Genomic DNA, 14,130 nt, shown 5'->3' with positions numbered 1-14,130 from the left:
CCGTTATACGTTAGCACATTTAACCATTGATAAAAAACAAAAAAGGTAATGAATCTCACTACCTTTTTTGATCACATCAATTCTTTTTAAGAATTATCAACTATTTACGCTGTTGATTTTTCAAATAATCTTGAATACTCATTGGCGTTGAACGTGCGTTAGAACTTGGTGCTGCCGTAGATTCCTCTTGGCGTTTGTTAATCGCAGGAATATCATCTTCATCCACGACTGTATTTTGCGCCACATGCTGTTGCGAATATGCGGTATTAGTCGTGTTCGTAGACATTCTACGTTTTGCATCATTCGCATCTGATGCATTACGTGTTAAGCCTGTCGCAATGACAGTCACACGAATTTCATCACGCGCATCTGGATCAAATACAGTACCAAAGAATACTTCACCTTCTTCAAGATCGACAATTTGGTTAACAACATCGGTAATGATTTCAGTTTCGCGTAATGTCACATCTGCACCACCAGTGATGTTAATTAACACACCCTTGGCATTCATAATATTGACATTATCTAACAATGGACTGCGGATCGCCAAACGTGCAGCTTCTTCAGCGCGATCTGGACCACTGCTCTTCCCTTCACCCATCATCGCATAACCGCGCGTACTCATCGCAGTTTTTAAGTCGGCAAAGTCAAGGTTGATATGACCTGGACGTACCACAAGATCGAAAATACTACGTACTGCATTTAACAACACGTCATCCGCTTTACGGTAAGCATCCTGCATAGAGATGTCACCATAAACGCTGAGTAAGCGCTGGTTTGGAATAATAATTAAAGAGTCTACATGTTGCTCTAAAGCTTCAATGCCTTTTTCAGCAGAACGCTGACGGCGACGACCTTCAAAATTAAATGGCGTTGTCACCACACCTACAGTAAGAATGCCCATTTCTTGAGCAATTTCAGCCACGACAGGTGCAGCACCAGTACCCGTACCACCACCCATGCCTGCAGTAACAAATACCATGTCCGCACCTTCAAGGTGTTGACGGATTTGCTCACGGCTTTCTTCAGCAGCAACTTGACCAACATCTGGATTAGCACCAGCACCTAAACCACGGGTACTTTGCTCACCCAATTGCATTTTAAATGGAGCATTCATACGATCAAGGGCTTGTTTATCTGTATTTGCACAAACAAATTTTACGCCTTTGATGTCAGATTGCACCATGTGCTGAACAGCATTACCGCCGCCGCCGCCTACACCAAACACAGTAAAACGGGCTTGACCGTTGTTATCGGTTTGTTCATCTTCTAAAAATTCAAATGAGGCCATGACCTTTAAATTTCCTAATATATTTGGCAGTCACTTAAGCCCGTATACTGCCTTGATCTTCAATAATAAAAATTGTTTTTAGGATGCTGCTCATTGCAAAGCTTGTCAAGTTTTGGACGGCATGCTTACAACTTCCTAACAATATTCCCAAAAAAATATACCTAAAAAATGCCTTTTAATTTGTTATTCAAAGCGTTCCAACCACTTACAATCCGATCTAAAAATGGTCGTTCGCTTTGTACTTCAGACTCTTCTATTGCTTCTTGCATATCACTTTGACTAAATAATAATAATCCAGCTGCTGTAGCATACATGGAACGACGCAAAGATGGTAAGTGCTGATCATCTGCAACCACTTGTAACGGTGGGTTTCCAAGATGTGCAGAGACACCTAACATTTTACGTGCCAATGTGACCATTCCTTCAATTTGGCACACATCACCCGTCAAAACCACACCATGATATAAACTTTGTAACGCACCGTGTCGCTCTAACTCTGCTCTTACCATGCTCAAAATTTCTTCGTAACGTGCAATGATAATCTCAGAAAGTTCAATACGGCTAATGGTTTGTGGGCCATCTATTCCCTCAAACTGAATCATATGATCAGGTTTAACTTGATGAATATCTACACAACCATGTAACAACTTGATTCGTTCAGCTTCATCTGTTGTGGTTTGCAATACAGCTGCGATATCACGAGTCACATTTTCACCACCACGCTGAATGGTATGTGCGAGAACTAAATGTCCTTCAATATACACTGCAATATTGGTTGTACCTGCACCAATATCAACAAGGCAGACACCATATTCTTTTTCATCTTTCAGCAAACTTGCTTCCGCAGTTGCCAAACAAGACACTACCATTTTCTCAACCGAAATATTGGCACCTTTCATTGCACGATCAAGATTTTGCATAGTTCCGATTGGCATCATCATCAATTGATAATGTGCAGTCATACTATTAGCAGATAAATTAATTGGGTTTTGTACCCATTCAGCTGAATCATCCAGCTCAAAACCTAAAGGCACAGCACTTGCTAAATAATGATCTGCCGTCATATGACTGGCTTTGGCAAGCTCTAATACTCGAACAACTTCTGTGGTTGTAATGGTTCGTTCAACATTCGAAATTGGAGTTCGACCAATTGCATAATGGCTCTGTAAGTCAGTGCTTGGAATAGATACCCATGCCGAATGTATACGACATTCAGCCATATCTTCAGCTTCTTGAACGGCTTGTTTTATCGCATTTGTGACTTTATCCAGGCTCACAATTTTACCTTTATTCATTCCTTTATTGCGAGCACTAGCCATGCCAATGACCTGAATATTATCAGGAGCATGTACTTTACCAATCAGTACTGAAACTTTATGTGTCCCAATGTCTATCGCAACAACCGAGGGAACAGCTTCATTCATCGCATCACTACCATTATCTTCATTGTTTATGTTTGGCTTAATGCCTCTTTATCCAGCCAAGTATTATGGCTTTGCAACTACCCCACCTGCAACGGCTATGTCATTACTGGTTACAACAAATTGACCATTCAAAATTTTGGGTGGCGTTGAATTTCTCCATTGAATTGCCAACCCATTTCGGTAGCGCAAATCAATCGCAGAAATATTCGACCAAACGGGTTTCAAATCTGTTTGTGCCAAATGGCTTAAACGTTGTAGCTTACTCATAGTTTGATCTTGGTCCACAATAATGCGTAACCCTGAATCAAACTGCATAAACCAAGTCATTCGCTCTGTAAGATATAACTCTTTTAAACGCAAATTGACTGGATGGAATAATTGATTAATCTCATTATAACGACGCATCATGACTTTGGATTGGCTGAGGGGCCCATGAAGCAATGGCAGGTTTGAATGTTTTTTCATCACGGCTTCTATATAGACATCCCCAGCATCACTCAACAATCGCCCAGTTCCCCAACGAGCAATCGCATGACGCGGCATAACCCGCACTCGAATACCGTTAGGCCATGCACGTGAAACAACAACATGATCGACCCATGATACTTCAAGGGCTTTATCTCGGATTTGTTCTAAATCCGAAGTAAAATAATTATCTTTCACAACAGGTGTTAAATGTTGTGACATAAATTGTGTTTCTACCGCCGAATTTGCTCCAACCACTTCAAGGGTTGCGACTCTTCCATCGGTAATCACTTTATATAACCCGTATATTCCTGCCAATAAAACCACTACAGCAATCAGCATGAGCAACCAACTTCCCACGTTTAGAAGTTTATCCTTACGTGTAGGCGGCTTGTCATGAATGGATGTAATGGCCGCGCGTTTACGGCGCATTGAAGCAGGAAGTTGAGCCATAAACTTAGTGTGCTTGTTCCGTTAATGTTTGTTCCAGAATTGCGACACATAACTCATCAAAACTATAACCTACAGCATTTGCTGCTTTGGGCACTAAAGAATGACTGGTCATACCAGGCACAGTATTCACTTCTAACAACCAGAAATGGCCTTGCTCATCGAGCATTGCATCAATACGTCCCCAACCACTCGCTCCAACGGCTTGAAATGCACGTAAACATAATTCTTGTAAACGTTTTTCTTCTGACTCACTCAAACCACACGGAATACCATATTCCACATCATTACGGTTATATTTTGCTTCATAGTCATAGAATGCAACATCTGCAGGCGGCTGTAAACGAATCACAGGTAGCGGCTGACCATGAAGGAATGAAATCGTATATTCACGACCTGTAATCCATTTTTCAGCCATCACTATTGCATCATGTACAGTTGCTTTATCTATTGCAGCGGCAAGGTCTTCAGCTTTTTCAACCTTGCTCATACCTACACTCGAACCTTCGTGCACAGGTTTGATAATTAAAGGCAACCCCAGACTTTCAATCACTTCATTTAAATCAGAATCTTTATTGATGATACGATATGGTGCAGTCGGTAAATCAGACCCTTGCCAAATTTGCTTAGTTTTGACTTTGTCCATACCAATTGCAGAACCTTGAACGCCAGTACCTGTATACGGCACATTCATCCATTCTAATGTTCCTTGAATTTGACCATCTTCACCACCACGACCATGCAATACAATAAAAGCACGGTCATAATTTACAAGTTCAGTCACGCTACGTTCATGCGGATCAAAACCTTCCGCATTTACCCCTGAACGTAATAGTGCTTCTAATACAGCTTTACCACTATCTAATGACACCTCACGCTCAGCAGATTTCCCACCAAGCAATACCGCTACTTTGCCGAATTTAGAAGCATTTGACACGTTTAAATCCTTAAACTTATAAGTTAGTCAATTTAATTCAATTACTTGACTCTATTCTATTGCTTTGACTGAATAAAGCCACTTTATGCAATTATTTTAAATAAAGTTTGTTCTGAGCTAATTCTACAGAAATCGCCCCCACGTTACCCGCACCTTGTGTCAATAACAAGTCATTTGCTTGTAACACTTTTTGAATGGCATTGGGTAAATTACCTTCCACAGGATCAATCAGGATCGGCTCAACCTCTCCACGTAAGCGAATACTGCGTGCCAAAGCACGACTATCTGCGCCAACAATAGGCTTCTCACCAGCAGAATAAACTTCTAAAAGCAATAATTGGTCAACTTGTGACAATACATCTACAAAATCATCGAAACAGTCACGTGTACGACTAAAACGGTGTGGTTGGAACATCATGACCAAACGGCGATCTGGATGGCTTGCACGTGCAGCTTTAATCGTCGCTTCAACCTCTTTAGGATGGTGACCATAGTCATCCACCAGTTTCACAGTCCCTTCGCCCAGTTCAAATTCACCTTGAACTTGGAAACGGCGGCCAACACCACTAAAGCTTTCTAAGGCTCGTGCGATTGCAGCATCCGAAACACCTTCATCCGTTGCAATACCAATCGCAGCCAAGGCATTTAAAATATTATGCAAACCCGGTAGGTTAATGGTAAGACGTAATGGTTCACGACCTTTACGTAAAACACTAAAGTGTGACTGCATGCCTATCTGTTCAACATCGACAGCACGGATATCATTATCTTCATTAAAACCATAAGTTAAAACTGGACGACCAATACGTGGCATGATTTCACGAATATTAGCGTCATCACCACAGACAACAGCCAAACCATAAAACGGCATTTTTTGTAAGAATTTTACAAAAGTGTCTTTCAATACATCAAAGCTACCGCCATAGGTATCCATATGATCTGCATCGATATTGGTTACGATTGCAGCCATAGGCTCTAAATGCAAAAATGATGCATCTGATTCATCTGCTTCTGCAACAATAAAACGACTCGCACCCAATGCGGCATTGACACCTGTACGGTTCAACAAACCACCGATAACATAAGTCGGATCCATATTTTCTTCCGCCAACATACACGTCACTAAACTTGTTGTTGTGGTTTTACCATGTGTTCCTGCAACAGCAATACCATGACGGTAACGCATCAGTTCACCCAGCATTTCTGCACGGCGCACCACTGGCGTACGTGTTTCAATCGCGGCTTTAACTTCTAAGTTTTCAGGATCAATCGCTGTTGAAACAACAATAACGTTCGCACCTTTAATATTATCAGCCGAATGCCCAATAAAAACTTTAATCCCATTTTCTTCAAGTTGAGCTGTGGTTTTAGACGGTTTAATGTCTGAACCAGAAACTTTATAGCCTTGATTTTTCAATACTTCTGCAATTCCACACATCCCTGCGCCGCCAATACCGACAAAATGGATATGTTTGATACGGCGCATTTCTGGAATTTTAATCAGGCTTTTTGCTTTATCAGCAGGGCTTGTTGGAGACATAATTTACTCTAACTTACAAATCTTGAATTAAACCAACCACGCGTTGTGTCGCATCTGGTTGAGCTTGTTGACGAGCTTTTACAGCCATTTCCATCAAAAGTTGACGGTTCATCAACGGCGTTAATAAATCTTTTAACGAATCAGGTGTCATCGTGCTTTGCGGACAAATTTTCGCAGCACCAGAATTTTCCAAAAATTTAGCATTGGCAGTTTGATGATCATCTACAGCACTTGGCAATGGAACAAATATTGCTGCCACACCTGCAGTTGCTACTTCAGTCACAGTGAGCGCACCTGCACGGCAAATAATTAAATCCGCATTGCTATAGGCTTGAGCCATATCTTCAATAAAAGGTTGTACTTCTATTTGAAGGTTTTCTGGCGCATTTGCATAGCATGCTTGTGTTGCATCTTGTTTATTTTGCCCACATTGATGAAACACTTTTAATGGAACATTCAATTGTTTTAATGCTTGAGGAACACACTCATTTAACGCTTGTGCACCCAAAGACCCACCGACAATCAGTATATGAATAGGTTCTTGTACAGCTTCACGCTCTTTATAACGGAAAGATGGGTTATATATTGCAGTAATTTCCGCACGAACAGGATTGCCTGTTGTCACAATTTTATCACTTTTGGGAAACGTATTTGGAAAAGCTTCACAAACTATATTGGCAATACGTGACAATTGCGTATTAGTAAAGCCTGCAACTGCATTTTGCTCGTGAATAATCACAGGAATACCCAACAAACGAGCAGCCAAACCACCAGGTCCTGCGACATAACCGCCAAAGCCTGCAACTGCATCAACTTTAAGCTGTTTCATGTAGCGCATTGCACTGAGTGTTGCTTTTAAAATTTTGAATGGTGCAGCCAATTTACGGACAATACCATTACCACGTACACCTTGAATATCAATTTGATAAATTGGAATATCGTGTTGTTGTAAAAGTCTATTTTCCATACCCGTTGGAGTCGCCAACCAAGACACCTGACAGCCTTGTTGTTGCAATTCTTTCGCAACTGCCAATGCAGGGAATACATGTCCACCCGTCCCTGCCGCCATCATCATGACGTGTTTGGGTGTGCTTTGTTGAGGTTTGGTCACGGTTTAATTCTTCAATTCAAAAATAAATGTTTAGCGAATATTTAAAAAAGCAATTGTAATCACAAACAGCTATGGGGAAAAGATTATTTACTTTTTTTCACCAAACCGATCATTGTTTTTTTCTACTGATTTGAAAGTTTAAACTACTTTTATCATTAATCTGCTAAAAATTGTTTAATTATTGATTATTTTTTAAATTTCCCTACACGTCCTCATACTTTGAAATAAAAACAGAGTCTTCAAAGACTCTGTTTTTATTGCTTTCATCCAATCTAAAACTGTTAAATCATCGGATGATTTAACACAGCTAGACCAATTATGCTGATTTTCCAGCTTCTAAAACATCAAATAAATCATCAGCGATAGATGTACCAAATCGTGCATCAATTTCACGAATACAGGTTGGACTGGTGACATTAATTTCTGTGACATAATTTCCAATCACATCTAATCCTACAAAAACCAAACCTTTTTCTTTTAAAAATGGCCCCACTTGAGCGGCAATGGCTTTATCATTTTCAGTCAATGGACGCGCTTCACCTAAACCGCCTGCTGCCAAGTTGCCACGAACTTCACCATTTTGCGGAATACGAGCTAAGCAATACGGTACAGGCACACCATTGATCATCAAAATACGCTTATCACCATCTACAATTTCAGGGATATAACGCTGCGCCATAATCGGTTGTGTACCATTTTCGGTTAAAATTTCAATGGTTGAACCAATATTGACGCCATCTTGATATAAACGGAAGATCCCCGTTCCACCCATACCATCTAATGGTTTTACAATTACATCACCATGTTCTTTTAAAAATTCACGAATCAAACTTTGTTGTGAAGTCACTAAAGTCGGCACTTGTAAATCTGGAAATTGGGTGGCGAATAATTTTTCATTACAATCACGTAGGCTTTGTGGTTTGTTAATGATCCATGCGCCTTCACGTTCAGCCTGTTCCAGAATATATGTGGTATAGATAAAATTCATATCAAACGGAGGATCTTTACGCATCAGCACCACATCATAATCTGCGAGTGATGCTTTGTTTTTTTCACCCAGCTCGTAGTAATGATTATGATCTTCAAAGACTTTTAATGGTGAGATCAAACCAAACGCTTTACCATGATCGATATATAAATCTTGTTGTAATGCATAGCCTAACTCATGTCCACGACGTGAAGCTGCCCACAGCATTGCCATGGTTGAATCTTTTTTAAGGTTTACATTTTCGATGGGATCCATCACAACAAGTACGCGCATATTGATGCTCTTATAAAATTTTGGATTGGCAGCAGTATAACGGAGAATGTCGTGTTCTTTTCCAAAATTTCGCTAAACTGTGAGCAATTATTGTGAATAGATTTTATTGATATGCAACAAGCGATTATTGGATTTCATTTGGATGATGAACAACATTGGATCGCTGAACTTGCTTGTGGTCATATGCAGCATGTCCGTCATACACCACCTTGGCAAAACCGCCCATGGGTGATGACTGAACAAGGTCGGCAGGAAAAATTAGGAATGACGTTGGATTGTAAAGCGTGTGATACCTTGTTCAAATAAATCGTGACTTAATTTTTAATGGTGACATGGATATTTTGAGCGGCACTCACATTCTATTGATATTTATCAGAAAAATGAACGTTTTATCCAAAATATCTACCCACTCAATTCTAAATTCAACTTCCGCTCAGATTAACTTTATTTTTCTTGAAATTGTTGCTGCTGATTTTCGATTAAATATTGGCGTGCCGCTCGTGGATCACGTGGTAAATCTAGTTTTACACGACAACCAACATCAATATCATCTTTTTCAAAAATAATAATTTCAGCATTAATTTCAATTGGACGACCAATTTCAAAATCTGTTTGATCCAAGCTCTCTCCAAACGATTCAGCATATTTTTTTTCTAAATAGCCAATGGTTAAGTCTTGAATCGTCACTTTAATGGCATAATGTTGATTGGCACATTCAGGTTCACGTTGCACACAGGCTTTTTTGATATAACCAGATGCTCGTGGTCTAAGCATCAACTCATTGATTAACTTTTTTTGTGTATGGCTATTGATATTTAAAACCAGCCCAAACTGCTCTAAACCTTTCCATTGAAATGGATATTGACGAAAATACATATCCCGTTCAAATTGGTAACGCTGCCAACGACGTTGATCAACGTGTTTGACAAAAATAATACCGAGCACAATAACAACGGCAATGATTACTAAGATCAACATTGAAGATGGTACCCAATCCTATAAATGAATCATAAAAATAAGGAGCTTATGCTCCTTATCTTAACTAATTTTATAATTTATACACCATATTTCACACGATAAGCTTCCATTTTTGCTAAAGCTTCTTTTTCACCTTTAGCATCTAAGTAGTCCATCAAGTCTTTCATGGTAATTAAAGCATGTACTGGAATCTCAAGTTCTTTTTGAACTTCTTGAATTGCAGACAATTGACCCTGACCTTTTTCTTGACGATCTAAAGCCACCAAAACACCCGCAATTGATGCGCCCGCATTTTTAAGAATAGTCACAACTTCACGGATTGCTGTACCCGCTGTAATCACGTCATCAATAATCCAAACTTTTTTACCTTCAACGGATGCACCAACCAATACACCACCTTCACCATGATCTTTGGCTTCTTTACGGTTAAACCCCCAAGGCACACTTAAACCATACACTTGAGACAACGCCACCGCTGTTGCAGCAACAAATGGAATACCTTTATAAGCAGGACCAAAAACCACTTCAACATTGTTACATTGTGTTAATTTAGCAGCATAGCCTTGAGCTAAAAGTGATAATGCTTCACCGTCGTTGAGTAAACCTGCATTAAAAAAATAAGGGCTTACACGGCCTGATTTTAAAGTAAACTCACCAAATTTAAGCACACCACGTGATAATGCAAGTTCGATAAAAGCTTGAGGGTTAAATTGAGCTGGCGTTGACATGAGGTGCTCCAAAATTCATACATTGAGGTTATGACTGCACATGATACCAAAGAGTAGCTATCCAAGTGATCAAAAAAATTTAAGAGTTGTCTCAATTAACGTCAATGGTTTGCGTGCTTCCGTCACTAAAGGCTTACTTGAATGGATGGAAAAATCAGAGGCAGATGTAATTTGCATACAAGAAAGTCGTATTACCCATGAACAATGGACAGATAAATTCAAGCCTGAAGGTTGGTTTACCCATTTATTTCCTGCCGAAAAATCAGGTTATGCGGGTACCGCCATTTATAGCCGTTTACCTTTTAAATCTGTAAAGAATGGTTTGGGCTTTGAACTTGCAGATAGCCAAGGTCGCTTTATCTCTGCAGAGTTTGATATCGGTTTAGACAAACCTGTCTATATTTGCTCATTATATTTACCTTCTGGGTCATCTGGTGATGAAGCCCAAGCACGTAAAGATCATTTCTTAGAAGAATATACAAAAATACTTAAACAATGGCGTGATGAAGATCGATCGATCATTATTTGTGGCGACTACAACATCGTTCATAAACGTATCGATATTAAGAACTGGTCAGGCAATCAAAAAGCATCGGGATGTTTACCACATGAACGTGCATGGCTCGATCATATTTATGATGATTTAGGCTATGTCGATACTTTCCGTGAAGTTCGCCAAGAAGCTGAACTCTACTCGTGGTGGTCGAACCGTGGGCAAGCACGTGCGAAAAATGTCGGTTGGCGTATCGACTATCATGCCTGCTCTCCAGACTGGAAAGACCGTACAGTCAATGCTTGGGTCTATAAAGACGAGTGGTACAGTGACCATGCACCCGTGATTATTGACTATAAAATTTGATTGTAAATTACACATTGAGTTAACAACCGTTCACTCAATGTGAGCAAAAATCTTACAAAGCTTGCCGTATTATCTTATGTTTTCTTCATATAAATAAGCGCATTATTCATCCACGGCACAGGGACATTGTCAGGATGACAGCAAAAGGATAGGACGCCGTAGGACGAAACAGAAATAAATATTTTAGATATTTATTTTCAAGGATGTGACATTGGACGTTGTACTGAGACCCGCATAATCAGGATGATTTGATGCGGGTTTTCTCTTTTCTACCCAATTATTTTATAAGCTATAAAATAATCGCTAATAATACAATTCGCTGAGTTAAATTTATCCTTCAATCAAAATAACGAATTGAATCAAACAAGCTTATCTATACTCATTCAGAATAATGCGAATCATACGCTGCAACTTAAATATAAAATTAACCGCTTAGTGTTAAGCTTTGATTACATCATCGATATTTTTAAAATTATTTTACCTATTCTTATACGGTATCCATGAATAATTTTGCTAATCTTTCTATCAAATTAAACAATTGAATATTTAGGTTGATAAAATGTTGAAAATTTACGGAATAAAAAATTGTAACTCCATGAAGAAAGCCTTTGATTTACTGGCTGAACTTGGTCTGAGTTATGAGTTCCATGACTATAAAAAACAAGGTCTCGATACTGATACAGTAAAAACTTGGCTAGATGCTTTAGGGCAAGATGTCATTCTAAATAAAAAAGGTACCACTTGGAGAAAACTCACAGAGCAAGAACAACAACTGGCTTTATCCAGCGAAATAGCATTAATCAATGCATTAACAACACACACCAGTTTAATTAAACGCCCTGTGATTAATCAAGATGGTCATTATGTGGTGGGTTTTGATGAAGATAAAATCAGAGCTTTAAAATAAATATTTAAATCTTTGTCCACATTAAAACTGAAAAACAATACTAAAAAACCCGATGATATCATCGGGTTTTTTATACACTTTAAAAAGTAATTAGTTTGCACGAATCCAAACTTGGTTACGGCCCAGCGCAGAGATGCCGATATAGCCACGTAATTTCAGCTGATTTCCAGCCAACTCACCTTTCAGCTTATAGGTCTTACCATTTTTTGGATCTAGAATCGTACCATTGTCATAGTTTTTACCACCCACATTTTTCAAACCATTGACAATCGTCACACCTTTAAGCGGCTTGTTCTGATACGGTCCTTCACATTTAACACAAGCATTTTCTTCACCTGGTGTAACAATGCTCTGAATGGTCGCACTTAACGTACCATTTTTTTGTTCCGTAAATTTCACAATCGCTTTCGGCTGTTTTGTGGTGTCATCAATTGTTTTCCAAACAGTTCCATTCAGTGGATCGGCGGCATTTGCAAAAACTGTTGCAGACAATAATCCTAATGCAAGAACGATTTTTTTCATTGTTTTGTTTTCCCTAGTCTAATTGACACTATATAGTATTAAAAACTCACATCCATTTAGCAATTTTTGTATGTGACTATATAGTGTACCCTTGTAACGAATGTTGGTAAATCCGCAAGAATAAAGACAAAAGCTTAACAATATGGAATAAACATGAAGATTAACCCTGCACTGAAACAATATCTTACAGAATCAATTCTTAAATCAAGCTTCAAATTTCCAAGTCGCTTTAATCTCCCACCTGTGACTGCACGCTTTGGTATCGAACAACTCACACGTATTTTCCCACAACGTAAAGATGTCACAATTCGCCCTTTACGTATTGCAGGTCTGCATGCAGAAGAAATTAAACCGCAAGCCTACTCAACGCAAATGATTTTACACATTCATGGTGGTGCATTTTTTGTAGGCTCAATCAAAACACACCGTTCATTTTTATCTGAAATTGCAGCATGCACTCAAATGCAAATTTTGCACCTAGATTATCCACTCGCTCCAGAAAATTGCTTTCCCGAAGCAGGTGATGCCATTTTTGATGTTTATCAACACTTATTAGATCAAGGCATACAACCCAAAGATATCATCGTTTCTGGAGATTCTTGTGGTGCAAATTTAGCACTAGCATTACTTTTAAGAATTAAAGAAGAAGATAAAAAACAACTGCCTGGTGGTTTAATTTTGATGTCGCCATTTTTAGACCTAACCCTGACAGGGGAATCTTTGCGTTATAACGAAAAACTGGATGCTTTATTGTCAATAGAAGCATTGGAGTCTGGCATTGATTACTACGTACCAAAACACCTGGATCGCTCTCTCCCCCCTATTTCTCCAATTTTTGGCGACTTTGAAGGGCTGCCTCCAACATTGGTGCAAATTGGTTCAAAAGAAATTCTGCTTTCCGATGCTCAGCGCTTCGAAGAAAAAGCAAAACAAGCAGGTGTAAAAGTGACTTATAAGCTATACACCGGAATGTGGCACAATTTTCAGATGTTTAGCCCTTGGTTTGATGAAGCGAAAAAATCTTTGGCAGATATTGCTGAATTTGCCCATAAAATTGATCGTGACTGATTTTACGTTAATACTTTCTTCAATTTTTTCCGATTTAAAAATGAGCGTTAATATTTAAATATTCTGACTCAGTTTTATAAAGTTTTTATTTTAAGTTCAGATCATTCTTATGATGATCTGAACTTATTTCAATAATTAATGATAAATACATCAAAAAACCGTCATATGTCCATTACAAACTATTTATTTTAAAAAAATAATACAAATAAATATTGAAAAAAATCTTAATAATTCTTACAACTGCACGATATTTTTACCATAAATTACCAAAATATGACATATTATTAAAATTTACTGCAAAATACATCACGATATAAATAATAATGAACATATGCATCGATTAATTATACAAATTTTAGTTTGAATTCCATCAAATCAATTGCTACATTTGTATAGTCATACAATAAAAATCAAGCGTATGGATGGAACAGAATATGCGAAATAAAATTTATTCAGAAAGACGTCGTAAACTTCACTCCCTATTCAATCAGGGGCGAATTCAAACATGAGGTGCGACAGTTTGAAAAGTCTTATGATAATCAACAAGCTGAGCAAATTTCTCTAATGGTGTAAGCCAATCTAACGCTTT

Annotated in this window: 14 protein-coding genes; 4 read left to right on the top strand and 10 right to left on the bottom strand. The window is 38.6% G+C overall.

Features of this window, described 5'->3' with window-relative positions; genetic code table 11:
• Positions 1 to 100: 100 nt before the first annotated feature.
• The 7 genes from ftsZ to gshB all read right to left on the bottom strand — a co-directional run bounded on the left by ftsZ (position 101) and on the right by gshB (position 8,479).
• Complete coding sequence (gene ftsZ / locus ACG94X_RS00070) at positions 101 to 1,291, bottom strand: cell division protein FtsZ (RefSeq protein WP_419381706.1); 1,191 nt, start codon at positions 1,289 to 1,291, stop codon at positions 101 to 103.
• 161 nt (positions 1,292 to 1,452) lie between these two features.
• Positions 1,453 to 2,715: a cell division protein FtsA gene (ftsA, locus tag ACG94X_RS00065; RefSeq protein ID WP_419381705.1), complete on the bottom strand. Its 1,263-nt coding sequence runs from the start codon at positions 2,713 to 2,715 to the stop codon at positions 1,453 to 1,455.
• Between the two features lie 63 nt (positions 2,716 to 2,778).
• Positions 2,779 to 3,633: a cell division protein FtsQ/DivIB gene (locus ACG94X_RS00060; RefSeq protein WP_419381704.1), complete on the bottom strand. Its 855-nt coding sequence runs from the start codon at positions 3,631 to 3,633 to the stop codon at positions 2,779 to 2,781.
• Between the two features lie 4 nt (positions 3,634 to 3,637).
• Positions 3,638 to 4,567 carry a D-alanine--D-alanine ligase gene (locus ACG94X_RS00055; protein WP_419381703.1) on the bottom strand — a complete coding sequence of 310 codons (930 nt, stop codon included), beginning with the start codon at positions 4,565 to 4,567 and terminating at the stop codon, positions 3,638 to 3,640.
• Positions 4,568 to 4,658: 91 nt separating this feature from the next.
• On the bottom strand, positions 4,659 to 6,107 hold the full coding sequence (murC, locus tag ACG94X_RS00050) for a UDP-N-acetylmuramate--L-alanine ligase (RefSeq protein WP_419381702.1): 1,449 nt from the start codon (positions 6,105 to 6,107) through the stop codon (positions 4,659 to 4,661).
• Positions 6,108 to 6,120: 13 nt separating this feature from the next.
• Positions 6,121 to 7,218, bottom strand: coding sequence for an undecaprenyldiphospho-muramoylpentapeptide beta-N-acetylglucosaminyltransferase (gene murG, locus ACG94X_RS00045; protein ID WP_419381701.1), 1,098 nt, complete (start codon positions 7,216 to 7,218; stop codon positions 6,121 to 6,123).
• Positions 7,219 to 7,534: 316 nt separating this feature from the next.
• Positions 7,535 to 8,479: a glutathione synthase gene (gene gshB, locus ACG94X_RS00040; protein ID WP_419381700.1), complete on the bottom strand. Its 945-nt coding sequence runs from the start codon at positions 8,477 to 8,479 to the stop codon at positions 7,535 to 7,537.
• Between the two features lie 111 nt (positions 8,480 to 8,590).
• Between gshB and ACG94X_RS00035 the strand changes: the two genes are divergently transcribed.
• Positions 8,591 to 8,785 (top strand): DUF3565 domain-containing protein, encoded by a 195-nt coding sequence (locus ACG94X_RS00035; protein WP_419381699.1) that lies wholly within the window; start codon positions 8,591 to 8,593, stop codon positions 8,783 to 8,785.
• A 138-nt stretch (positions 8,786 to 8,923) separates the two neighbouring features.
• On the opposite strand, the gene ACG94X_RS00030 is transcribed toward ACG94X_RS00035, so the two are convergent.
• Together ACG94X_RS00030 and pyrE are read right to left on the bottom strand one after the other, a co-directional pair.
• Positions 8,924 to 9,457, bottom strand: a complete 534-nt coding sequence (locus tag ACG94X_RS00030; RefSeq protein WP_419381698.1) for a hypothetical protein — start codon at positions 9,455 to 9,457, stop codon at positions 8,924 to 8,926.
• Between the two features lie 77 nt (positions 9,458 to 9,534).
• A complete protein-coding gene (gene pyrE / locus ACG94X_RS00025) occupies positions 9,535 to 10,185 on the bottom strand; it encodes an orotate phosphoribosyltransferase (protein WP_419381697.1) in 651 nt (216 codons plus the stop codon).
• A 40-nt stretch (positions 10,186 to 10,225) separates the two neighbouring features.
• Here pyrE and ACG94X_RS00020 point away from each other — a divergent pair, with 40 nt between their 5' ends.
• The gene (locus ACG94X_RS00020) at positions 10,226 to 11,044 is read left to right on the top strand and encodes an exodeoxyribonuclease III (RefSeq protein WP_419381696.1); all 819 of its coding nucleotides are present in this window, start codon (positions 10,226 to 10,228) and stop codon (positions 11,042 to 11,044) included.
• 559 nt (positions 11,045 to 11,603) lie between these two features.
• Positions 11,604 to 11,951, top strand: coding sequence for a Spx/MgsR family RNA polymerase-binding regulatory protein (locus ACG94X_RS00015; RefSeq protein ID WP_419381695.1), 348 nt, complete (start codon positions 11,604 to 11,606; stop codon positions 11,949 to 11,951).
• 90 nt (positions 11,952 to 12,041) lie between these two features.
• On the opposite strand, the gene ACG94X_RS00010 is transcribed toward ACG94X_RS00015, so the two are convergent.
• A complete protein-coding gene (locus tag ACG94X_RS00010) occupies positions 12,042 to 12,473 on the bottom strand; it encodes a DUF2147 domain-containing protein (protein ID WP_419381694.1) in 432 nt (143 codons plus the stop codon).
• A 153-nt stretch (positions 12,474 to 12,626) separates the two neighbouring features.
• Between ACG94X_RS00010 and ACG94X_RS00005 the strand changes: the two genes are divergently transcribed.
• A complete protein-coding gene (locus ACG94X_RS00005; protein ID WP_419381693.1) occupies positions 12,627 to 13,541 on the top strand; it encodes an alpha/beta hydrolase in 915 nt (304 codons plus the stop codon).
• Positions 13,542 to 14,130: the final 589 nt, after the last annotated feature.

This window comes from Acinetobacter psychrotolerans (assembly GCF_048552595.1).
Classification (GTDB): domain Bacteria; phylum Pseudomonadota; class Gammaproteobacteria; order Pseudomonadales; family Moraxellaceae; genus Acinetobacter.
The sequence above is the reverse complement of the archived record's forward strand: the minus strand, read 5'-3'. Positions and strand labels throughout refer to the sequence as shown.

Excerpts from the sequence above, each read along its gene's own strand:
- gshB (WP_419381700.1), bottom strand. The coding sequence starts at position 8,479 with ATGCGCGTACTTGTTGTGATGGATCCCATCGAAAATGTAAACCTTAAA.
- ACG94X_RS00010 (WP_419381694.1), bottom strand. The coding sequence starts at position 12,473 with ATGAAAAAAATCGTTCTTGCATTAGGATTATTGTCTGCAACAGTTTTT.
- murC (WP_419381702.1), bottom strand. The coding sequence starts at position 6,107 with ATGTCTCCAACAAGCCCTGCTGATAAAGCAAAAAGCCTGATTAAAATT.
- ACG94X_RS00015 (WP_419381695.1), top strand. The coding sequence starts at position 11,604 with ATGTTGAAAATTTACGGAATAAAAAATTGTAACTCCATGAAGAAAGCC.
- ftsA (WP_419381705.1), bottom strand. The coding sequence starts at position 2,715 with ATGAATGAAGCTGTTCCCTCGGTTGTTGCGATAGACATTGGGACACAT.
- ftsZ (WP_419381706.1), bottom strand. The coding sequence starts at position 1,291 with ATGGCCTCATTTGAATTTTTAGAAGATGAACAAACCGATAACAACGGT.
- ACG94X_RS00060 (WP_419381704.1), bottom strand. The coding sequence starts at position 3,633 with ATGGCTCAACTTCCTGCTTCAATGCGCCGTAAACGCGCGGCCATTACA.
- ACG94X_RS00030 (WP_419381698.1), bottom strand. The coding sequence starts at position 9,457 with ATGTTGATCTTAGTAATCATTGCCGTTGTTATTGTGCTCGGTATTATT.
- ACG94X_RS00005 (WP_419381693.1), top strand. The coding sequence starts at position 12,627 with ATGAAGATTAACCCTGCACTGAAACAATATCTTACAGAATCAATTCTT.
- pyrE (WP_419381697.1), bottom strand. The coding sequence starts at position 10,185 with ATGTCAACGCCAGCTCAATTTAACCCTCAAGCTTTTATCGAACTTGCA.
- ACG94X_RS00035 (WP_419381699.1), top strand. The coding sequence starts at position 8,591 with ATGCAACAAGCGATTATTGGATTTCATTTGGATGATGAACAACATTGG.
- ACG94X_RS00020 (WP_419381696.1), top strand. The coding sequence starts at position 10,226 with ATGATACCAAAGAGTAGCTATCCAAGTGATCAAAAAAATTTAAGAGTT.